Raw genomic sequence first — 21,604 nt, forward strand, 5'->3', positions numbered from 1 at the left:
ATCTCTCGGGGAAGAGACCGAGACACGCCACGCAGGGGAGACGGCCATGCTGATCAAGCGCCACCGCGGATGGGAGATCCCCGAGAGCAACGCCACGCCGGAAGCGATCTTCCTCGACCGTCGGGCCCTCATCGGCGGCGCCGCGGGTCTCGCGGCGGGCTCGCTGATCGGGGGTCGTGCCTGGGCGGCCGTGGAGAGCGGTTCTTACCCGGCGCCGCGCAACGAGAGCTACACGCTCGACCGCGCCGTGACTCCCGAGCGGTTCAGCGGCGACTACAACAACTTCTACGAATTCGGCATGTCCAAGACCGTCCTGCCGGCGGCCAACGCCCTCAAGACCTCCCCTTGGACGCTCAAGATCGACGGCCTCGTGGAGAAGCCGTTCGAGGTCGGCGTCGATGACCTGATCCGCAAGATCGGGCTGGAGGAGCGGCTTTACCGCCACCGCTGCGTCGAAGCGTGGTCGATGGCGGTGCCGTGGACCGGCTTCCCCCTGTCGAAGCTCGTGGCCCTGGCGAAGCCCACCTCCGGCGCGAAGTACATCCGCTTCGAGACCTTCATGGACAAGGCGATGGCGCCGGGCCAGCGGGTCTTCTACTACCCTTGGCCCTACACCGAGGGCCTGACCCTGGCCGAGGCCGGCAACGACCTCGCCTTCGTGGTCACCGGCGTCTACGGCAAGCCGCTGCCGAACCAGTTCGGCGCACCGATCCGCATCGCGGTGCCGTGGAAATACGGGTTCAAGTCGGCCAAATCGATCGTGAAGGTGTCGTTCACCGCCGACCGGCCGAAGACCTTCTGGGAGGGGCTGCAATCCTCCGAATATGGGTTCTGGGCCAACGTGAACCCCGCCGTACCGCACCCCCGCTGGAGCCAAGCGAGTGAGCGGGTCCTCGGCAGCGACCAGCGCGTGCCGACGCTGATCTACAACGGCTACGGCGAGCAGGTGGCGGGGCTCTACAAGGGGCTGGAGGGCGAGCGGCTGTTCGTCTGACCGCCCGCCCTACGGGACCTCACATCTCGAGGCAGATCTTCCCGAAGTGCCGGTTGCTCTCCTGGTGCCGGAAGGCCTCGACCAGGGCGTCCAGGGGAAAGCGGCGATCGACCACCGGCCGCATGCCGTTGGCGTCGATCGCCCGGACCATGTCGATCTGCTGCCGGCGGCTGCCGACCAGCACGCCCTGCAGGCGCAACTGGCGGATGAGGGCCGGGACGACCTGCAGGGAGCCCTCGACTCCGGTGAGGATGCCGATGACCGAGATGTGCCCGCCGACCCGGGCCGCCTCCATCGATTGTTCCAGCGTCCCGGGCCCGCCCACTTCGATCACGTGATCGACGCCCCGCCCCCCGGTGATCCGCCGGGCGGTCTCGCCCCAGGCCGCATCCTGCCGGTAGTTGATGAGGTGGTCGGCCCCGAGGGCTTCGAGCCGGGACAGCTTCTCGTCCGACGAGGAGGTGGCGATCACCGTCGCACCGGCCATCTTGGCGAATTGCAGGGCGAAGACGGAGACGCCCCCGGAGCCCTGGACCAGCACCGTGTCTCCGGCCTTCACCCGCCCGTCCTCGTGCAGGGCACGCCATGCGGTGAGGCCCGCCGTGGTCAGCGTCGCGGCCTCGGCATGGTCCCAACCGGCGGGGGCGCGGGTGAAGGCCGTGGCCGGCGCGGTCACCGCCTCGCGGGCATAGCCGTCGATGCCGTCGCCGGGCACCGTCGCGAAGCCGACGACCTCCGCCTGCCCGTCGAGCCAGGTCGGGAAGAAGGTGCTCACCACGGCATCGCCGACGGCGAACTCGGTGACGCCGGGCCCGACCGCGGTGACGGCGCCGGCCCCGTCCGACATCGGGATCCGCGGCACGGACGGCCCCCACATGCCGCTGACGACGGCGTAATCGTGGTAGTTCAGCGAACTCGCCCGCAGCCGGACGGTGATCTCGCCGAAGGCCGGCTCCGGGACCGGACGCTCGGTGGCGGTGACCCGCTCGAACCCGCCCCCCGCTCCGACGACGATCGCCTTCGCCATCGCACCCATGGCCACCTCCCACTCGCTCCGAGAACGTGAGTTTTAGGCGGCTTTCGGCGGGATCAAGGGTGGACGCCGCTGGCCCTCAATAGGTCCAGCGCTGCGCCTTCTGGACCAGGAAGTCGCGGAAGGCCTGCACCCGCGCCACCGAGCGCATCTCCTCGGCATAGACGAGATAGCTCTCCAGCGTCGGCATGTCGGTCTCGCGCAGCACCTGGACGAGGTTGTCGTCCCCATCGACGGCGTAGTCGGGCAGGATGCCGATCCCGGCTCCGGCTTCCATGGCCCGCTGCAGGGCACCGATGTTGTTGACGGTGAGATGGACCTGCCGCCGCTCCCGGCCGTCGCGGCCGGCATCGGCCAGCCAGTGCGCGGCGAGGAGGTAGGACGGCTCGTTGCCGCCGAAGGAGACGATGCGGTGCTCGTCCAGCTCCTCGACGGTCTTGGGCTCGCCGAACCGCTTCACGTAATCCTGGCTGGCGAAGGCATGGTAGTGCACCGTGAACAGCCGGCGCTGGATCAGGTCGGGCTGCGCCGGACGGCGCATGCGGATCGCCACATCGGCCTCGCGCATGGCGAGGTCGAGCTCCTCGTTGGTCAGGATCATCTCGATGCGGACATCGGGATAGAGGTCGAGGAACTCACCCACCCGCTGCGACAGCCACGACACGCCGAGGCCGACCGTGGTCGTCACCTTGAGGTCGCCGGTGGGGCGCTCGGAGGTCTCCACGAGGCGCGCCCGGGTGTTCTCCAGGCGCAGCTTCATGTCCTTGGCGGCGCGGAACAGCAGGTCGCCCTGCTCGGTCAGGATCAGGCCGCGGGCATGCCGGTGGAACAGGGGGGCCTTCAGCTCGCGCTCGAGGGCGCTGATCTGGCGGCTCACCGCCGACTGGCTCAGGCCGATGTCGTCCCCGGCCTTCGTGAAGCTTCCCGCCTCGGCGACGTTCAGGAAGATCCGAATCTTGTCCCAATCCAACGCGAGAACTCCCGCTCGGGCCGCCCCGGAAAGCCTGACGGCCATCTCCGGCTGAACGGCCACTGTCTCCGCCCCCCGACCGACGACGCCGCAGGGTCGACATCCACGCCACGGTGCCATGCGATATACGCATTCCTTGGCGGAGAATAGACCTATGCACCGTACGCGGGCCTCCGCGGGTCCACGACCGGTGCATAAACCGCGAAATCCGTCAAAAGACGGCGAAGGTGGTTACTCAGCTGCAGCGCGGGCGGGGCTTTCGCCGATCTCGAGGTTGGCCAGGAACTTCTCGGCCTCTAGGGCGGCCATGCACCCCATGCCGGCCGCCGTGATCGCCTGGCGGTACACGTCGTCGGTCACGTCCCCCGCGGCGAACACGCCGGGGATCTCCGTCTCCGTCGTGCCCGGCCGGACGGACAGGTAGCCGCCCTGGCGCAGGGCGAGCTGGCCCTCGAAGATCCCGGTGGCGGGCTGGTGGCCGATGGCCACGAACACGCCGTCGGTCTTCACCTCGCTGGTCTCGCCGGTGCGGGTGTCCTTCAGCCGGACATGGGTGACGGAGGGGGCCGGCTTCTCGACGCCGCAGATCTCATCGATCTGCTGGTGCCACCGCACCTCCACGTTCGGGTGCTTGAACAGCCGCTCCTGAAGGATGCGCTCGGCGCGGAACTGGTCCCGGCGGTGGACCACCGTCACCTTCTTGGCGATGTTGGCGAGGTAGAGCGCCTCCTCCACGGCGGTGTTGCCGCCGCCGACCACCACGACCTCCCGGCCGCGGAAGAAGAACCCGTCGCAGGTGGCGCAGGCCGAGACGCCGCCGCCCTGGAACTTCGCCTCGGAGGGAAGGCCGAGCCACTTGGCCTGGGCGCCGGTGGCGATGATCAGCGAGTCGCAGGAATAGGTCTCCCCCGAATCGGCTTCGAGGCGGAACGGCCGGGTCTGCAGATCGACCTTGGTGACGTACTCGGAGAGGATCGTCGTGCCCACATGCTCCGCCTGGGCGCGCATCTGCTCCATCAGCCACGGGCCCTGGATCGCCTCGGCGAAGCCCGGATAATTCTCCACGTCGGTGGTGATCATCAGCTGGCCGCCGGGCTGGAAGCCCGAGATCAGCAGCGGCTGGACCATGGCGCGGGCGGCGTAGATCGCGGCGGTGTAGCCGGCCGGGCCGGACCCGACGATGATGAGCTTAGCGTGGGTATGGGCCATCGGTCTCGAACTCTTCGTCTTCCGGTCCACCGGATCGCGCGGCGTCACACCCGCCCGCGTCGGTGGTTAATATAGGCGTCCGCGAGGGCCTGCGCGATGACGGGCGTCGCGTCTATGGGGGAATACCGCAGATCCGCGAGGCTGCCATCGAAGCTCGCGAGCGCACCGGCCCGTTTCAGCGCGGCATACATCCGCCCGTGGCGGGGCGGCGTCCCTGCGATGTCGCAGAGCAGGACCGGGGCGCCGGTCGCCACGGCCTCGCTCACCATGTTCACGGAATCCGACGTGACGACGATGGCCTCCGCGGCGGCGAGCATGGCGAGGTAGGGGTTCGCGCCGTCTCCCCCCCAGAAGAACCCGCCGGTCTCCTCCGTGATCGCCCGCGCCGCCCGGCGCAGGGTCTCCGGCGTGCGGCGAGAGGTCGTCACCATGAGCGAACAGCCCGACGCCGCCAGCCGGCGCAGGTGGCCGATGAGCCGCGCGGTCTCCGGTTCGGAGACTCGCCCGTGCCGGCTGTCGCCGCCGAGGAGCACGGCGACGCGCTTGCCCGGCAGGCCCGCGAGGCGGGCATCCCCCGCGATTCGCGCCTCGGCCAGCCGGGCGGCCGAGACGAGGTGGGGGGACGTCACCGTCGTGAGGACGTTGGGGCCGCGCAGGGAATCGTGCTCCGGCACCCAGATGAAGTCGGCGCTGCCCGTGCCCGTGCGGGGATCCTTGAGGAAGGCGGTGAAGCCGACGCCGAGCCGCCGGCAGGCCCGCAGATAGGGCACCGCCCGGCGCCCCGAGGCGATGGCGAGGGCGGGGAGGGGGCCGTGCAGGACGCTTCCCCTTCGCCGGGGGCCCTGGCGCGGGTCGGCCGGTCCCCAGGGCGCGAGCAGGGCGAAGGGACCTGCCGTCGGGACACGCCGCACCTCGGCCTCGAGGCCGAGGCACCGGGCCACCCCGAGGCACTGGTTCTCGTCGCCCGCCTTGCCGTCGGTGACGATCCAGGCGCGCAGGCCGGCGAGGCCCGTCATCGGCCTAGTCCCGCGGCAGGTCGCGGGCGAGCCACTGGGCGTAGATGTCGGCGATCACCGCGACCCGCCGGCCCTCGTTGGCCGGGTCGTACCACGCGCCGCCGTAGCTCGACGGAGTCGCCGTCAGCTGATGATGGCGGCCGAGCACCTCGCCCCGGCGCCCGACGAGGAGGGCATCCCCCTCCATGTAGTCGTTCTGCATGCCGCCGAGGCCGAACCGCCCGCCGCCATTGCCCACATAGTCGCGCAGCGACAGGGCGGTGATCACCACCACGAGGCCGGGGCCTCGCCCGCCGATCCGTTCGGCCAGGGATTTCCGCAGGGCCGCCGTCAGGTCGGCGGCGAGGGCTTCCGCCGGCAGGCCGCCGCCCTGGGCGAGCAGGGGCCGCACGTCCACCCGGACATCCGAGAAGAGCGGCGTGGGCGGAAAGTCATCCGCCTTCGCCGCCCCCCCGAGGCCGGCGATCAGGGTGAGACCGGCCCACGTCCATCCGCGAGCGGCCATCGCCTCAGACGCCGAACCGGACTTCGACGACCTCGTAGGACTTGCCGCCGCCGGGCGTCGTCACCTCGACGGTGTCGCCCACCCCCTTGCCGATCAGCGCGCGGGCGATCGGGGAGCCGATGGAGACGCGGCCGGAGCGGACGTCGGCCTCGGGCTCGCCGACGATCTGGTAGGTCTTCTCCTCCTCCGTGTCCTCGTCCACGAGTTTCACGGTGGCGCCGAAGATGATCTTGCTGCCGGACAGCTTGGCGACATCGATCACCTCCGCCCGGGCGATCATGCTCTCAAGCTCCATGACCCGGCCCTCGTTGTGGGACTGGGCCTCCTTGGCCGCATGGTACTCGGCGTTCTCGGAGAGATCGCCCAGGGCGCGGGCTTCGGCGATCGCCTGGATGATGCGCTGCCGCTCCACCTGCTGGCGATGCTTCAACTCTTCTTCGAGGGCCGCATAGCCGCGGGTCGTGATCGGAACCTTGTCTATGCTCATCGTCTCGCGCCACAATGAAGAAGCCCGGCCGGGAGCGGGTCACTCCCTCCGGGCCTTGATAGTTGTTTCGCAGCCTGCAACTTCAGGCCGCAAAATATTCCTGCAATGCGCGGACCTTGAGATCGCCTTCGAGGTAGGCCTTGATCCCTTCGGCCGCCGCCATCGCGCCGGCTAGAGTGGTGTAGTACGGCACCTTATGCAAGAGGGCCGCACGGCGCAGCGAGCGCGAGTCCGACAGGGCGCCGGCCCCCTCGGTGGTGTTGAAGACCAGCTGGATGTCGCCGTTCTTGATGGCGTCCACCACGTGCGGCCGGCCTTCGAGGACCTTGTTGATCCGCTCGCATTTCAGGCCGTTCTCCACGAGGAACCGCTGCGTTCCACCCGTGGCGAGGATGGTGAAGCCGAGTTCGGCGAGCTGGCGCATGGCGGGCAGGATGCGCGCCTTGTCGTCGTCCCGCACGGACACGAACACCGCCCCCGAGCGCGGAACCTGGTTGCCGGCGCCGAGCTGGCTCTTGGCGAAGGCGACGCCGAAGCCCGTGTCGAGGCCGATCACCTCGCCGGTGGAGCGCATCTCCGGTCCCAGGAGGACGTCCACGCCGGGGAACCGGGCGAAGGGGAACACCGCCTCCTTCACCGCGATGTGCGGCAGGGTCTTCTTCGTCAGCCCGAAGGTCGAGAGCTTTTCCCCGGCCATGATCCGGGCGGCGATCTTGGCGATGGGCTCGCCGATCACCTTCGCCACGAAGGGCACCGTGCGCGAGGCGCGGGGGTTCACCTCCAGCACGTAGATCGTGCCGGCCTTGATGGCGTACTGAACGTTCATCAGGCCGCCGACCTTCAGGGCCAGCGCCATGGCCGTCGTCTGGCGCTCCAGCTCGGCGATGGTCTCGGGCGAGAGCGAGCGCGGCGGCAGCGAGCAGGCCGAATCGCCCGAGTGGATGCCCGCCTCCTCGATGTGCTCCATGATGCCGGCGATGAACACGGTCTCGCCGTCACACACCGCATCCACGTCCACCTCGACGGCGTCGGACAGGTAGCGGTCGAACAGCAGCGGGTTCTTGCCGAGCACCGTGTTGATCTGCCCCGTCTTGTCGTTGGGGTAGCGCGCCTTGACGTCGGACGGGATCAGGCTCGGCAGGGTGTCGAGCAGGTAGTCGGCAAACTGGGCTTCGTCGCGGATGATCGCCATGGCCCGGCCGCCGAGCACGTAGGACGGGCGCACCACGAAGGGCAGGCCGAGATCGGCCGCCACCAGCCGGCTCTGCTCGACGGAGTAGGCGATGCCGTTCTTCGGCTGCTTCATCCCGAGCTTGTCGAGGAGCCGCTTGAACTGGTCCCGGTCCTCGGCGAGGTCGATGGCGTCGGGCGAGGTCCCGAGGATCGGGATGCCGGCGGCCTCGAGGGCGCGGGCCAGCTTCAGGGGCGTCTGCCCGCCGAACTGCACGATGACGCCGTGGAGCGTCCCCGCCTGCTTCTCGGTCTCGAGGATTTCGAGCACGTCCTCGATGGTCAGGGGCTCGAAGTAGAGCCGGTCCGACGTGTCGTAGTCGGTGGAGACCGTCTCCGGGTTGCAGTTGACCATGATGGTCTCGTACCCGGCCTCGCTCAGCGCGTAGCAGGCGTGGCAGCAGCAATAGTCGAACTCGATGCCCTGGCCGATCCGGTTCGGCCCGCCGCCGAGGATCACAACCTTCTTCGCCCCGGTCGGCTCCGCCTCGTCGGCCACGGTGCCGGCGAACGGCGCCACATAGGTCGAGTACATGTAGGCGGTGGGCGACTTGAACTCGGCCGCGCAGGTGTCGATCCGCTTGAACACCGGCCGCACGCCCAGCGCCCGGCGCATCTCCCGCACCTCGGCCTCCTCGAGACCCACGAGCACCGAGAGGCGCGCGTCGGAGAAGCCCGCCGCCTTGAGCTGGCGGAAGGCGCCCGGAGTCGTGGGCAGGCCATGGGCCTTCACCCGCCGCTCCATGTCCACGATGGCCTGGATCTGCTCAAGGAACCACGGATCGACCTTGCAGGAGGCGTAGACCTCCTCGTGGCTGACGCCGAGCCGCAGGGCCTGGGCCACCTTGAGCAGCCGGTCGGGCGTGGGGGTGCCCAGCGCCGCCTTGATGGCGTTGCGGTCGTCGCCCTTGCCCATCCCCTCGATCTCGATCTCGTCGAGGCCGGTGAGGCCGGTCTCCAGGGAGCGAAGGGCCTTCTGGAGCGATTCCGCGAAACAACGGCCGATGGCCATCGCCTCGCCCACCGACTTCATGGCGGTGGTCAGCGTCGGCTCGGCGCCGGGGAACTTCTCGAAGGCGAAGCGGGGGATCTTGGTGACGACGTAGTCGATCGTCGGCTCGAAGGAGGCCGGGGTCGCGCCCCCGGTGATGTCGTTGGCGATCTCGTCCAGCGTGTAGCCCACCGCGAGCTTGGCGGCGACCTTGGCGATGGGGAAGCCGGTGGCCTTGGAGGCCAGGGCCGAGGAGCGCGACACGCGGGGGTTCATCTCGATCACGATCATCCGCCCGTTCTCGGGGTTGATCGCGAACTGCACGTTCGAGCCGCCGGTCTCGACGCCGATCTCCCGGAGCACCGCCAGCGATGCATCGCGCATCACTTGGTATTCCTTGTCGGTGAGCGTCAGCGCGGGGGCGACGGTGATCGAATCCCCGGTGTGGACGCCCATCGGGTCGATGTTCTCGATGGAGCAGACGATGATGCAGTTGTCGTTCTTGTCGCGAACGACCTCCATCTCGTACTCCTTCCAGCCGAGCACGCTCTCCTCGATCAGCACCTCGTTGGTGGGCGAGGCGTCGATGCCCCGCTCCACGATGTCGAGGAACTCCTCGCGGTTGTAGGCGATGCCGCCGCCGGTGCCGCCCATGGTGAAGGACGGGCGGATGATCGCCGGCAGGCCGACCTCGGCCAGCGCGATCAGCGCCTGCCCGAGGGCGTGTTCGCCGTAGCGCTTGCGCCGCTCGGATTCACCCGCCAGCCACTTCTTCTCGAACGCCGCGACGGCGGCGGACCGGGCGTCGGCCTCGGGGTTGGCCGCCTCCAGACGGGCGACCTCGGCGAGGTACTTCTCCCGGTCGGCCTTCTTGGCGGCCGAGGCGTTGGCGAGGGCCGATTTCGGGGTGTCGAGCCCGATCTTCGTCATCGCGTCGCGGAAGAGCGAGCGGTCCTCGGCCTTGTCGATGGCCTCGGCGGTGGCGCCGATCATCTGCACGCCGTACTTGGCGAGCACGCCCATTTTCTGCAGCGACAGGGCGCAGTTCAGCGCCGTCTGGCCGCCCATGGTCGGCAGGATGGCGTCCGGCCGCTCCTTCTCGATGATCTTGGCGACGATCTCCGGGGTGATCGGCTCGACATAGGTCGCATCCGCCATGTCCGGGTCGGTCATGATCGTGGCGGGGTTCGAATTCACGAGCACGATGCGGTAGCCCTCCTCGCGGAGGGCCTTGCACGCCTGGGTGCCGGAATAGTCGAACTCGCAGGCCTGTCCGATGATGATCGGCCCCGCCCCGACGATCAGGATCGAGGAGATATCGGTGCGTTTGGGCATCGGACGCCTTCTACAGGCACACGCGCCCGGCCGGGCGGGCTAGGCCCGGCGATCGGACGCATGGCGGGATTATCGTTGAGCCCTGCGTTTACACGCGGCTCCGCACCCGAGACAAGGGCACCGGGCGGCTCGTCACCATCCCAAAGCCCTCTCGGAGGCCCAAAGGGCTCAGAATGCGGCGGTGAGGGCCGCGACCGCCCGGTCGATCGACAGGTAGAACACCCCGAAGGCCACGACGGCGGCGGCGGCGAACTCGACGGAGACGTTCGACAGGGTCTGCGCCTGGCGCAGGGCCTCGCGGCCGGCGACGATGGAGACCAGGGCGAGGGCGAGCACGGCCGGCATGACGAAGAGATAGGAGAGGGTGCTCTCCACCCGGTCCAGTCCGGCGCTGGGGTCGATCAGCGCCCGGATGTTGCGCACCCACGGGGCATGGACGGCGGCATAGAGGGCGGTGAGCCACGCGAGCGCGGTCGCCACCCCGAGATGGTAGGTGAAGGCCTTGTGCAGGCGAGTGAAGTCGTCGCGCGCCTGATTGGCAATCATCCGGACAAGTCCCCATCGCGGCCGGGGCGAAGCGCGAAAGCGTCGCCGTCTCGGAGCCGTCGATGGGGAATAAGCCGTCCGAATTCGGGGTTTTTGTGACCCCGGTGGGGCGCTCCCGGGACCGGCAGCCGCGCCCTCGCCCTACGGTTGGACGGCCTCCGGCTTGCCCGAGCGCATCAGCGTCACGAAGCGCTCGAACAGGTAGTGGCTGTCCCGCGGGCCGGGCGAGGCCTCCGGGTGGTGCTGCACCGAGAAGGCCGGGCGGTCGGTGAGCGACAGACCGCAATTGGAGCCGTCGAACAGGGAGACGTGCGTCTCCACCGCCGTATCGGGCAGGCTCGCCGGATCGACGGCGAAGCCGTGGTTCATCGAGACGATCTCCACCTTGCCGGTGGTCTTGTCCTTCACCGGGTGGTTCGCGCCGTGGTGTCCCTGGCCCATCTTCACGGTGCGTCCGCCCAGCGCCAAGCCCATGAGCTGGTGGCCGAGGCAGATGCCGAAGGTCGGGACCTTCTCCTCCAGGAGCTTACGGATGACCGGCACGGCATAGTCGCCGGTCGCGGCCGGATCGCCGGGGCCGTTCGAGAGGAACACGCCGTCCGGCTTCAGGGCCAGGATGTCCTCGGCGCTGGTGGTGGCCGGCACGACGGTCACGTCGCAGCCCGCCTCCGTCAGCAGCCGGAGGATGTTGCGCTTCACGCCGTAGTCGATGGCCACGACCTTCAGGCCGGACCCCGCGGCCCGGCGGCCGTACCCCTCGCCCAGCGCCCAGACCGACTCGGACCATTCCGAGCGCTCGCGGCTGGTGACCGGGGGCACGAGATCGAGCCCTTCCATCGGCGCGAGCGCCGCCGCGCGGGCCTTCAACGCCTCCCGGTCGAACCGGCCCTCGGGGTCGTTGGCGATCACCGCGTTCGGCATGCCCCGGTCGCGGATCAGGGCGGTCAGCGCGCGGGTGTCCACCCCCGTGATGCCGACGATGCCCCGGGCCTTCAGCCAGCCGTCAAGATGGGAGGACGAACGCCAGTTCGACGGGTTCGTCACCGCCGAGGCGATGACCGCCCCGCGGATGCCGGAGGCGGGGGCGGCGTCGAGGCTTTCGAGGTCCTCGTCGTTGGTCCCCACATTCCCGATATGCGGGAAGGTGAAGGTGACGATCTGGCCGGCATAGGACGGGTCCGTCAGGATCTCCTGGTAGCCCGTCATGGCGGTGTTGAAGCAGACCTCGCCGTCGGCCGCGCCCGTCTGGCCGATGCCGAAGCCCTCGAGCACCGTGCCGTCGGCGAGCACCAGCAACGCGGTGGCGACGGGCTCGGCCCAGGGCGCCGGCTCGGGCATGGGGTGTGCGGGGGCGCCGTCGTCTTGCAGCATCGGGACCTTCTCGCTTATTTCGTCGGCATCCGGCGCCTTGCGGCGCGCGCGGATCCTTCCGGCGCGTCTTTAAAGACAGCGGTGCGTGATGCGGTCAATGTGACCGTATCCCGGCCGCGGTTCAACGTTCCTCTTCGCAGGGCTGCCGTCCGTCCTCCACACGATCACAGGGACTTCGAGATGCCGATTCGCGAGCGCTTCACCGCCGAGATGAAGGAGGCCATGAAGGCCGGAGACAAGCCCCGCCTCGCCACCGTGCGGATGATCCAGGCGGCCCTGAAGGACAAGGACATCGAGGCCCGCGGCCTCGGCAAGGACCCGGCCTCGGACGAGGACATCCTGTCTCTGCTCCAGAAGATGATCAAGCAGCGCAACGAATCGGCGGCGGTCTACGAGCAGGGCGGGCGGCCGGAGCTGGCCGAGACCGAGCGCAGCGAGGTCGCGATCATCGAATCGTTCCTGCCGAAGCAGATGGACGAGACCGAGACGAAGGCGGCCGTCGAGGCGGCGATCCTCGAGACCGGCGCCACCGGGCCGAAGGACATGGGCCGGGTGATCTCCGCCCTGAAGGGCACCTTTGCCGGCCGGATGGACTTCGCCAAGGCGAGCGGATTGGTGAAGGCGGCGCTGGCGGCGAAGGGCTGACGGGAGGCGGATCGCCTCGGAACCCGGGTTCTGCCCGCAATCCCCCGGTGGGGCGACGGATGGTCCGGGACTCCGGGGCAGGGCGGGCGCTATAGTCTCGGGTCACGCCCTACGCCCCGCGAGACCCGTGCGCTATCCGCCCCACATCCTGGAAGAGATCCGAGCCCGGCTGCCGGCCTCGGCCGTGGTCGGGCGGCGGGTCCAGCTGAAGAAGGCCGGGCGGGAATGGCGCGGCCTGTCGCCGTTCAACGCCGAGAAGACCCCCTCGTTCTATGTGAACGACCAGAAGCAGTTCTACCACTGCTTCTCATCCGGAAAGCACGGCGACGTCTTCACCTTCCTGATGGAGACCGAAGGGCTGAGTTTCCCGGAGGCGGTCGAGCGGCTGGCGGGCGAGGCCGGCGTGATCCTGCCGGCGCCCACCGCCGAAACCCGGGAGAGCGAGAAGAAGCGGGCCACCGCCATCGAGGTGATGGAGATGGCCGCCGCATGGTTCGAGGAGCGCCTGCGCTCCTCCCGCGGCGCGGAGGCCCGGGCCTATCTCGACCGGCGGAGCCTCGGGGAGGACGTCCGCGCGCGCTTCCGCCTCGGTTACGCGCCGAACGAGCGCTACGCCCTGCGCGACCATCTCGCCGGCAAGGGTGTGGAGCGCGACACCATGGTCGAGCTCGGCCTGCTCGCGACCGGCGAGGACGTGGCCGTCCCCTACGACTATTTCCGCGACCGCGTGATGTTTCCGATCACCGACCTGCGCGGCCGGGTGGTCGCCTTCGGCGGCCGGGCGTTGGCCAAGGAAGTCCGCGCCAAGTACCTGAACTCGCCGGAGACGCCGCTCTTTCACAAGGGCCGGATGCTCTACAACCTGCACAGTGCGCGGAAGGCCGCCCACGAGCGCAGCACGATCATCGCCGTCGAAGGCTATGTCGACGTCATCGCCATGACGCTGGCCGGCCATGCGGAGACGGTGGCGCCGCTGGGCACCGCCCTCACCGAGGACCAGCTCACCCTGCTCTGGCGCCATGCCGACGAGCCGGTCCTGTGCTTCGACGGCGACGGGGCGGGCGTGCGGGCCGCCCACCGGGCCCTCGACATCGCCCTTCCGCTCCTCGAACCGGGCAAGTCGCTCCGCGTCGCCCTGCTGCCCACCGGGCAGGACCCGGACGACCTGCTGCGCTCGGGCGGCCCTGCCGCCATCGACCGGGTCCTGGAGGCCGCGATCCCCCTCTCCGAGCTGCTCTGGCGCCGGGCGGTCGAGCAGGGCCCCACCGACACGCCGGAGCGGCGGGCGGGGTTCGCGCGGACCCTGCGCACGACGATCACCGCCATCCGCGACGAGACGGTGCGGCGTTACTACCGCGACGACATCGAAGGCCGGCTGCGCAGCCTGTCACCGCAGCCGACGCGCAACGCCCCCCAGGCCCGCGACCGCTCCCGGCGGCAGGCGGAGCCGGTCTCCCCGCGCATGACGGCGGCCCCGAGCGCCTCCATGACGGCCTCGGCGGGGTTCAGCGGGTCCTCGCATGTCCGCGAGGCGATGATCGCCGGCACGCTGCTGGTGCATCCGGAGATGGCCTCGACCTTCGGCGACGATCTCGCCGAACTCGACTTCGCTGATTCGGACTGCCGGGCGGTGATGTCGGTCCTGCTCGCATGCGCCGCAGAGCACAGGATACTTGACGCGAATCTGTTGCAGGAACGCATCACCCGCAGCGGGCTCGGTGAGGCGGCAGGGCGCGTCATCAGCATGGCACGGTCCCGGGAGCGGGCGCAGCTCGATCCGCAGGCCGATCCGGCCCCCCGCGCCGACGCCCTTCGCCAGGCCATGATCTTGCACCGGCAGGCTGGCGCGCTACATAGCGAACTTCACGAGGCACGGCAGGCGTTTGAGTCCGATCCGACAGATGCCGGCTGGGCATGGGTGTGCGACGTGAAGGAGAGGTTGGCGACCGTTCTATCGGCGGAGTCGGAGGCTGACCTTCCAGCGACGGATCCGCAAACCGTGCCGTGACTTCCACACGGGGCTGGCGCTATAGGCGGCTTACGGGTGTGGCTGCCAGGGGCGGGCGGCTTTAGTTAACGCACGGTCAAGCTGGGGCTTGCATACGAAGACGGGGTCGCGCGGCTGGCCGACGCGATTCGCACCACTTTTGCATCGCGGCGTCGAAGGCGTGGACAGGCTCCCGATGCCTCCGCACTCCGCCGCAACGGGACAACAATAGGCTCATCATGGCGACGAAGGCAACGGAACGGGACGAGACGGACGCGGCGCCCGAGCCGCAGACCGACGGGCCGCTCCTCGACCTGTCGGATGCCGCGGTCAAGCGGATGATCAAGCTCGCAAAGAAGCGCGGCTACGTGACCTACGAAGAGGTCAACGAGGTGCTTCCCGAGGGCCAGTCCGACCCCGACCAGCTCGAAGACGTGCTGTCCCAGCTCTCCGAGATGGGCATCAACGTCGTGGAGGCCGAGGAGACCGAAGAGGCGGCCACGGGCGAGAAGGCCGCCACCGCCGAGGCCGACGAGGAAGAGGCCGACGGCGGCGAGGTGGCCGAGGTCACCTCGACCCGCGCCGTCGCCGTGGCCACCACGACCAAGGAGCCCACCGACCGCACGGACGATCCGGTGCGGATGTACCTGCGCGAGATGGGCTCGGTAGAGCTCCTGTCCCGCGAGGGCGAGATCGCCATCGCCAAGCGGATCGAGGCCGGTCGCGAGGCGATGATCGCCGGCCTGTGCGAGAGCCCGCTGACCTTCCAGGCCATCATCATCTGGCGGGACGAGCTGGTGGAGGGCAAGGTCCTCCTGCGCGACATCATCGACCTCGAAGCGACCTATGCCGGGCCGGACGCGCGCAACGCGCCGCAGATCGCCGAGGGCGATGGCGACGAGGAGGCCGAGGCGCCGACGCCCCCCGAGGGCGGCGACGAGGAGGACGACCTCGAGAACAACGTGTCGCTGGCCGCCATGGAGGCGGAGATCAAGCCGCGGGTCTTGGAGACCTTCGATGCGATCGCCCAGAACTACCACAAGCTGCGCAAGCTGCAGTCGGACGGCGCGGCCGCGGGCGACAAGTCGACGGCGCAGACCAAGAAGCAGGGCGACCTGAAGGACATCGTCGTCACCGACGTGAAGTCCCTGTCGCTGAACAACAACCGCATCGAGGCGCTGGTCGGCCAGCTCTACGCGATCAACAAGCAGCTCATCGGCCACGAGGGCCGGCTGATGCGCTACGCGGAGAGCCACGGCGTCGCCCGCGACGAGTTCCTGCGCCACTACCAGGGCTACGAGCTCGATTCGGCCTGGATGGACCGGGTCGGGACGCTCGGCGGCAAGGGCTGGAAGAACCTCGTCGAGAAGGGCGCCAAGCAGGTCAAGGAGCTGCGTTCGCAGATCCTCGACCTCGCCTCGGAGACCGGGCTCGAGATCGGCGAGTTCCGCCGGATCGTGAACATGGTCCAGAAGGGCGAGCGCGAGGCCCGGCAGGCCAAGAAGGAGATGATCGAGGCCAACCTGCGCCTCGTAATCTCCATCGCCAAGAAGTACACGAACCGCGGCCTGCAGTTCCTGGACCTGATCCAGGAGGGCAACATCGGCCTGATGAAGGCCGTGGACAAGTTCGAGTACCGCCGGGGCTACAAGTTCTCGACCTACGCGACGTGGTGGATCCGGCAGGCGATCACCCGCTCGATCGCCGACCAGGCGCGGACGATCCGCATCCCGGTCCACATGATCGAGACGATCAACAAGATCGTCCGCACCTCGCGCCAGATGCTGCACGAGATCGGCCGCGAGCCGACCCCGGAGGAGCTGGCCGAGAAGCTGGCCATGCCGCTGGAGAAGGTGCGCAAGGTCCTCAAGATCGCCAAGGAGCCGATCTCCCTCGAGACGCCCATCGGCGACGAGGAGGACAGCCACCTCGGTGACTTCATCGAGGACAAGAACGTCGTCCTGCCGATCGACGCGGCGATCCAGTCGAACCTGCGCGAGACCACGACGCGGGTGCTGGCGTCCCTCACCCCCCGCGAGGAGCGCGTGCTGCGGATGCGCTTCGGCATCGGCATGAACACCGACCACACCCTCGAAGAGGTCGGCCAGCAATTCTCGGTGACCCGCGAGCGCATCCGCCAGATCGAGGCGAAGGCGCTGCGCAAGCTCAAGCATCCGAGCCGCAGCCGGAAGCTCCGGAGCTTCCTCGACAACTGAGCCGGCGGCCCCACTGCCGGCCCACGACGAAGCCTTGCTTTGCCGTGGCGGAAACCCACTTTGGCGCCATGCTCGAACGTCGCACGCCAGTGCCCGGAATACCGACGGCGGATGCGGACGGCTCCGAGACCGGCGATGTGCCGTTCGGCGCCCTCGAACCGTCCGTCGGCATCCGCGACTGGCTGCTCGGCGAGGGGGCGCGGATCGACAAGGCCGAGCACATGCTCGAGGGCCTGGCCGAGCGGCTGATCGGGATCGGCGTGCCGGTCGACCGGGCCTCGACGGCCATCGACACCCTGCATTCGGAATATGCCGGCGTCGGGCGCGTGTGGACGCGCAACGGGGGCGTCACCGTGCGGCTCTTCCCGCACGGCAGCCGCTCGCAGGACGCCTATCTGCGCAGCCCCTTCGCCACGGTCCACCGGACCGGGGAATGGCTGATCCTCGACCTGTCCGAGACCGCTGACGACGCCTTCGCCATCGTCCCCGACCTGAAGGCCGAGGGCTACACCCACTACGTCGTCGCGCCGCTGGTCTTCACCAACGGCACGCAGAACGGCATCACCCTCGCCACCAAGTGCCCCACGGGGTTCGAGCGCAACCACATCGCGATCCTGCGCTTCATCATGCCGGCCCTGGCCGCGGTGATGGAGATGCGGGTGCTCAACAAGCAGCTCGACCACGTCCTGCGGGTCTATGTCGGGGACGAGCCGCACCGGGCGATCCTGTCCGGCGACATCCGCCGGGGGCAGGTGACGCGGATCCGCTCCGCGATCCTGTTCGCGGACATGCGCGACTACACCCGCATCTCCGCCGACATGACGCCGGAGGAGGCGGTGGCCCTCCTGAACATCTTCTTCGACTGCCTCGTGCCGCCCATCGAAGGGGAGGGCGGGGAGGTCCTGAAGTACCTCGGCGACGGCCTGCTCGCGATCTTCCGCGAGTCGGGGGACGACCTCGGCGGTGCGGCCAAGGGCGCCCTCACGGCGGCGCAACACGTCCTCGCCGCGATCGACGAGGCCAACGCCCTGCACCAGTTCCCGGTGCCGATCCAGGCTGGCATCGCGCTGCACCACGGCGAGGCCGCCTACGGCAACGTCGGTTCCGGCTCTCGCCTCGACTTCACGGTGATTGGCCGCGACGTGAACCTCGCGAGCCGGCTCGCCAAGCTCAACCGCGGGCTCGGCGAGGAGCTGCTGATGTCGAAGCCCTTCGTGGATTTCCTGTGGGGCGACCCGGTCCCCCTCGGCACCCATGTGCTCCACGGCTTCGAGGAGCCGATGGCGGTGTTCAAGCCGAAGTTCCTGCGGCCGCGGAAGCGGGATTGAGGACGGTTCCGAGCGCTTTCCCCGTCTTTGCGAGCGTCAGCGAAGCAACCCAGGGCAGCGGGCCGTTTCCGAACCGTGGTGGATCCCTGGATTGCTTCGCCGCGCTCGCAATGACGGCAAGGCGGGGGGCCCGGGGGATTGACGCTCAGCCGATCAAAGGCCACATCACCCTTGTTCCAGGGAGATCCCCGGCAAGGGGCTGAGACACCGCTGGCACGCCCGAGAGGGCCTGCGGCGCGGAAATCCTTCGAACCTGATCCGGTTAACACCGGCGTAGGGATTGGACCGCTTCCGTCGCCCCAGCAGGCAGACGATCTTCCAGGAAGCATTCGGCCCGTTCCCCTACGCCCCCTCAGTGGAGCGTTCGCGTGGGACTGCCAAGGCCCGTTTCACCCATCGGACAACGCCGGGACCCGGCCCTCGACGCCGTGACGCAGGCTCTGCCCGAGCGCGCCGACGTCGCCGTGGTCGGCGGCGGGCTGATCGGGCTCGCCTGCGCGTGGCGCCTCGCCGGGCGGGGCCTCTCGGTGGCGGTGATCGAGCGTGAGACGGTCGGTTGCGGGGCGAGCCTCGCCGCCACCGGGATGCTCGCCCCGGCCGCCGAGCACGAGCCCGGATCCGATCCGCTCCTGCCCCTGGCCCTGGACTCGCTGGCCCGCTGGCCGGGTTTTCGCGACGACCTCGAAGCCGCCTCCGGCCTGTCCATCGACTATCGCGCGGACGGCACCCTCGTCTTGGCCATCGGCCGTGACGAGGTGGAACGCCTGCGCTTCCGCTACGAGCTGCAGCGGCGCTCCGGGCTCGACGCCGGGTGGCTGAGCGGAGCCGACGTGCGCCGCCTCGAACCGGGCCTGCGCCCCTCGGTGACGGCGGGCGTGCATTGCCCCCTCGACCATCAGGTGGATCCGCGCCTCGTCATGGCCGCCCTGGTCCAGGCCTGCCGCGGGGCCGGCGTGACGATCACGGAGCGCACGCCCGTCACCGGCCTCGACTGGTCGGGCGGACGGGTGACGGGCCTCGTGACGGACCACGGCAGCCTGCGCGCCGGCACCGTCATCCTCGCCGCCGGGGCCTGGAGCGGGGAGGGAGGGCTGCTGCCGGAAAGCCTGTCGCTGCCGGTGCGCCCCCTGAAGGGGCAGGCGCTGGCGCTCCGCACCACCCGTCAGACCGGCACCCTCTCCCGCATGGTCTGGACCGAGCAGGTCCACATGGCGCCCAAGGGCGACGGACAGCTCATCGTCGGCGCGACGGTGGAGGATTGCGGCTTCCGGGCCGGCGTCACGGCGGGCGGCCTCTACGCCCTGCTGGAGGGCGCACGCCGGGTGCTGCCCGGGATCGAGGAGATGGAGGTGGAGGCCGTCTGGAGCGGCTACCGTCCGACCTCCGACGACGACGCGCCGATCATCGACACCCTGGCGCCGGGGCTGGTGGCCGCCACGGGCCACCACCGCAACGGCTACCTGCTCGCCCCCGTCACCGCCGACGCGGTCGCCGACCTCGTGGCGGGGGGCGAGCTTCCCGCGGTGGCCCGGCCCTTCACCCTGGTCCGCTTCGCGCGGCCTGAGCCGAGGCGGGCCGCCCGATGAAGCTGTTCGTCAACGGCGAGCCGCGGGACTGCGAGGCCGCCACCGTGGAGGCCCTGTTCCGCATCGAGGCCGAGGAGACCGGCATCGCGGGCGCGCAGGGAATCGCCATCGCCCTCAACGGCCGCGTCCTGCGCCGCCGGGACTGGGCCGAGACCACCATCACGCCGGGTGATCGCATCGAGATCGTCCGCGCCATGCAGGGAGGCTAGAGCATGGACAGCCCCGTCACGCCGCTGCACCCCGGGGACGACGACGCCCTGGTGATCGCCGGGATCCGCCTGTCCTCGCGGCTGTTCCTCGGCACCGCCGGCTACCCGACGCAGGCGATCATGCGCGACGCCGTCGAGGCGTCGGAGGCCGAGGTGGTCACCGCCTCGATCCGCCGGGTCTCCCTGCGCGGCCACGGGTCGGACACGGTGAGCCTGCTGAAGGGCCGGCGTTTCCTGCCCAACACCGCCGGCTGCGAGACCGCCCGCGACGCGATCATGACCGCCGAACTCGCCCGCGAGGCCCTGGACACGACCTGGATCAAGGTCGAGGTGATCGGTGATCGGGAGACGTTGTATCCCGACGTCGCCGAACTAATCGAGGCCTGCCGCCACCTCGTGGACGAGGGCTTCACGGTGCTGCCCTACTGCAACGACGACCCGATCGTCTGCCGGCGGCTCGAGGACATCGGCTGCGCCGCGGTGATGCCGATGGGCTCGCTGATCGGCTCGGGGATGGGTGTCGCCAACCCGGCCAACATCGAGTTGATCTGCCGCCGGGCGGGCGTGCCGGTCATCGTCGATGCCGGGATCGGCACCGCCTCGGATGCGGTGGTCGCCATGGAGCTCGGCGCCGCCGCCTGCCTCGTGAACACGGCCGTGGCCAAGGCCGACGACCCGGTGCGGATGGCCCGCGCCATGGCCCGCGCCGTCGAAGCCGGGCGGGAGGCCCACCGCGCCGGCCGCATCCCCCGCCGGGGCCGGGCCGAGCCGTCGAGCCCGCAGCTCGGCCTCGTCGGCTCGTGAGTCTGCCGTCGCCGCTCCTGGCGGTGACGGACCGCCACGGCCACGCCCGCCCGCTGGCGGACACGGTGCGGGCGGTGCTTGCGGGGGGCGGGCGCTGGATCTGGTTCCGCGACCGGGACCTCCCCGCCGACGAGCGCCTTCGGCTCGGCGAAGCGGTCGCCGCAGAGGTGCGTGCGGCAGGCGGCATCCTCACCGTGGGGGGCGACATTGCCCTCGCCGTGGCGCTCGGGGCGGATGGCATCCACTTGCGGGGCGGCTCGGATGCGGTGGCGCAGGCGCGCGACCGGCTCGGCGGCGGGGTGATCGGGGTGTCGGCGCACAGCCTGAGCGATGTCGAGGCGGCGGCCGCGGCCGGGGCCGATTACGTGACCCTCAGCCCGATCTATCCCACCGCCAGCAAACCCGGCTACGGCCCCGCCCTCGGCCCCGGGGGGATCGCCGCCGCACGGGCCTGCGGCGTGCCGGTGGTGGCCCTCGGCGGGATCGGGATGACGTCCCTCGCAGCCTGCCGGGGGGCGGGAGCCGCCGGCTTCGCGGCGATGGGCTCGGTGATGCGGGCGGGGGATCCGGCGGAGGTGACGCGCACGCTGCTCGCACGATGGCACACCGGAGACGGCACGCGCGCGTGACTCCCTCGCCAGCGGTCCGCGGCGATTCGGGGATATGCCACCATCGGAAACGGCCCGCAGCCCTGGGTCGCTTCACTGCGTTCGCGATGACGGGGAGGGGCACATTCGGCGCTACCGTCCTTGCAAGCGGAGCGAAGCAATCCAGGGAACCGCCACAGCCCCAAACGGCCCGCAGCCCTGGGTCGCTTCACTGCGTTCGCGATGACGGCGAGGTGCACATTCGGCGCGACCGTCTTTGCGAGCGGAGCGAAGCAATCCAGGGAACCGCCACACCCCCAAACGGCCCGCCGCCCTGGGTCGCTTCACTGCGTTCGCGATGACGGCGAGCGGCACGTTGGGCGCGACCGTCCTTGCGACCGGAGCGAAGTAATTCAGGGAACCGCCAGAGCCTCCAAACGGCCAACCACCCTGAGTCGCTTGACTGCGTTCGCGATGACGGGGACGCGCACATTCGGCGCTACCGTCCTGTCTAGCTGACCGAAGCAATCCAGTGAACCGCCAGACCCCAAAACA

18 protein-coding genes and 1 riboswitch are annotated in these 21,604 nt (G+C 69.9%); of the genes, 9 read left to right on the plus strand and 9 right to left on the minus strand.

Going from position 1 to position 21,604, the window contains the following annotated elements:
* Positions 1-46 precede the first annotated feature (46 nt).
* Entirely contained in the window at positions 47-994 is a 948-nt protein-coding gene (gene msrP, locus MKK53_RS25195) for a protein-methionine-sulfoxide reductase catalytic subunit MsrP (protein ID WP_243931786.1), read from the plus strand.
* A gap of 19 nt (positions 995-1,013) precedes the next feature.
* Here msrP and MKK53_RS25200 read toward each other — a convergent pair whose 3' ends face one another.
* The 9 genes from MKK53_RS25200 to carA all read right to left on the minus strand — a co-directional run bounded on the left by MKK53_RS25200 (position 1,014) and on the right by carA (position 11,687).
* On the minus strand, positions 1,014-2,021 hold the full coding sequence (locus MKK53_RS25200; RefSeq protein WP_409564424.1) for a zinc-dependent alcohol dehydrogenase family protein: 1,008 nt from the start codon (positions 2,019-2,021) through the stop codon (positions 1,014-1,016).
* 85 nt (positions 2,022-2,106) lie between these two features.
* Positions 2,107-2,997, minus strand: coding sequence for a LysR family transcriptional regulator (locus MKK53_RS25205; RefSeq protein WP_243931790.1), 891 nt, complete (start codon positions 2,995-2,997; stop codon positions 2,107-2,109).
* 231 nt (positions 2,998-3,228) lie between these two features.
* Positions 3,229-4,206 carry a thioredoxin-disulfide reductase gene (gene trxB / locus MKK53_RS25210; RefSeq protein WP_243931792.1) on the minus strand — a complete coding sequence of 326 codons (978 nt, stop codon included), beginning with the start codon at positions 4,204-4,206 and terminating at the stop codon, positions 3,229-3,231.
* A gap of 44 nt (positions 4,207-4,250) precedes the next feature.
* Entirely contained in the window at positions 4,251-5,222 is a 972-nt protein-coding gene (locus MKK53_RS25215) for a mitochondrial fission ELM1 family protein (RefSeq protein WP_243931794.1), read from the minus strand.
* A gap of 4 nt (positions 5,223-5,226) precedes the next feature.
* Positions 5,227-5,727, minus strand: coding sequence for a hypothetical protein (locus MKK53_RS25220; protein WP_243931796.1), 501 nt, complete (start codon positions 5,725-5,727; stop codon positions 5,227-5,229).
* Between the two features lie 4 nt (positions 5,728-5,731).
* Positions 5,732-6,208, minus strand: a complete 477-nt coding sequence (gene greA, locus MKK53_RS25225; RefSeq protein ID WP_243931897.1) for a transcription elongation factor GreA — start codon at positions 6,206-6,208, stop codon at positions 5,732-5,734.
* An 88-nt stretch (positions 6,209-6,296) separates the two neighbouring features.
* Entirely contained in the window at positions 6,297-9,770 is a 3,474-nt protein-coding gene (gene carB / locus MKK53_RS25230; protein WP_243931798.1) for a carbamoyl-phosphate synthase large subunit, read from the minus strand.
* Positions 9,771-9,938: 168 nt separating this feature from the next.
* Positions 9,939-10,316, minus strand: coding sequence for a hypothetical protein (locus MKK53_RS25235; RefSeq protein WP_243931800.1), 378 nt, complete (start codon positions 10,314-10,316; stop codon positions 9,939-9,941).
* Positions 10,317-10,457: 141 nt separating this feature from the next.
* Positions 10,458-11,687, minus strand: a complete 1,230-nt coding sequence (carA, locus tag MKK53_RS25240; protein ID WP_243931803.1) for a glutamine-hydrolyzing carbamoyl-phosphate synthase small subunit — start codon at positions 11,685-11,687, stop codon at positions 10,458-10,460.
* Between the two features lie 180 nt (positions 11,688-11,867).
* Between carA and MKK53_RS25245 the strand changes: the two genes are divergently transcribed.
* From MKK53_RS25245 to MKK53_RS25280, 8 genes are all read left to right on the plus strand, one after another.
* Positions 11,868-12,332: a GatB/YqeY domain-containing protein gene (locus MKK53_RS25245; protein ID WP_243931805.1), complete on the plus strand. Its 465-nt coding sequence runs from the start codon at positions 11,868-11,870 to the stop codon at positions 12,330-12,332.
* A 127-nt stretch (positions 12,333-12,459) separates the two neighbouring features.
* A complete protein-coding gene (gene dnaG / locus MKK53_RS25250; protein WP_243931808.1) occupies positions 12,460-14,340 on the plus strand; it encodes a DNA primase in 1,881 nt (626 codons plus the stop codon).
* A 218-nt stretch (positions 14,341-14,558) separates the two neighbouring features.
* Positions 14,559-16,535: an RNA polymerase sigma factor RpoD gene (rpoD, locus tag MKK53_RS25255; protein ID WP_243931810.1), complete on the plus strand. Its 1,977-nt coding sequence runs from the start codon at positions 14,559-14,561 to the stop codon at positions 16,533-16,535.
* Between the two features lie 68 nt (positions 16,536-16,603).
* Positions 16,604-17,863, plus strand: coding sequence for an adenylate/guanylate cyclase domain-containing protein (locus MKK53_RS25260; RefSeq protein WP_243931812.1), 1,260 nt, complete (start codon positions 16,604-16,606; stop codon positions 17,861-17,863).
* 169 nt (positions 17,864-18,032) lie between these two features.
* A riboswitch (TPP riboswitch) is annotated at positions 18,033-18,161 on the plus strand.
* 70 nt (positions 18,162-18,231) lie between these two features.
* A complete protein-coding gene (gene thiO, locus MKK53_RS25265) occupies positions 18,232-19,449 on the plus strand; it encodes a glycine oxidase ThiO (RefSeq protein WP_409564417.1) in 1,218 nt (405 codons plus the stop codon).
* Complete coding sequence (gene thiS, locus MKK53_RS25270; protein WP_243931814.1) at positions 19,446-19,658, plus strand: sulfur carrier protein ThiS; 213 nt, start codon at positions 19,446-19,448, stop codon at positions 19,656-19,658. The genes thiO and thiS overlap by 4 nt, the downstream gene beginning before the upstream one ends.
* Positions 19,659-19,661: 3 nt before the next feature.
* Positions 19,662-20,462: a thiazole synthase gene (locus MKK53_RS25275; protein ID WP_243931815.1), complete on the plus strand. Its 801-nt coding sequence runs from the start codon at positions 19,662-19,664 to the stop codon at positions 20,460-20,462.
* Complete coding sequence (locus tag MKK53_RS25280) at positions 20,459-21,091, plus strand: thiamine phosphate synthase (RefSeq protein ID WP_243931817.1); 633 nt, start codon at positions 20,459-20,461, stop codon at positions 21,089-21,091. Before MKK53_RS25275 ends, MKK53_RS25280 begins: the two co-directional genes overlap by 4 nt.
* Positions 21,092-21,604: the final 513 nt, after the last annotated feature.

It is taken from the genome of Methylobacterium sp. J-076, assembly GCF_022829405.1.
GTDB lineage: Bacteria > Pseudomonadota > Alphaproteobacteria > Rhizobiales > Beijerinckiaceae > Methylobacterium.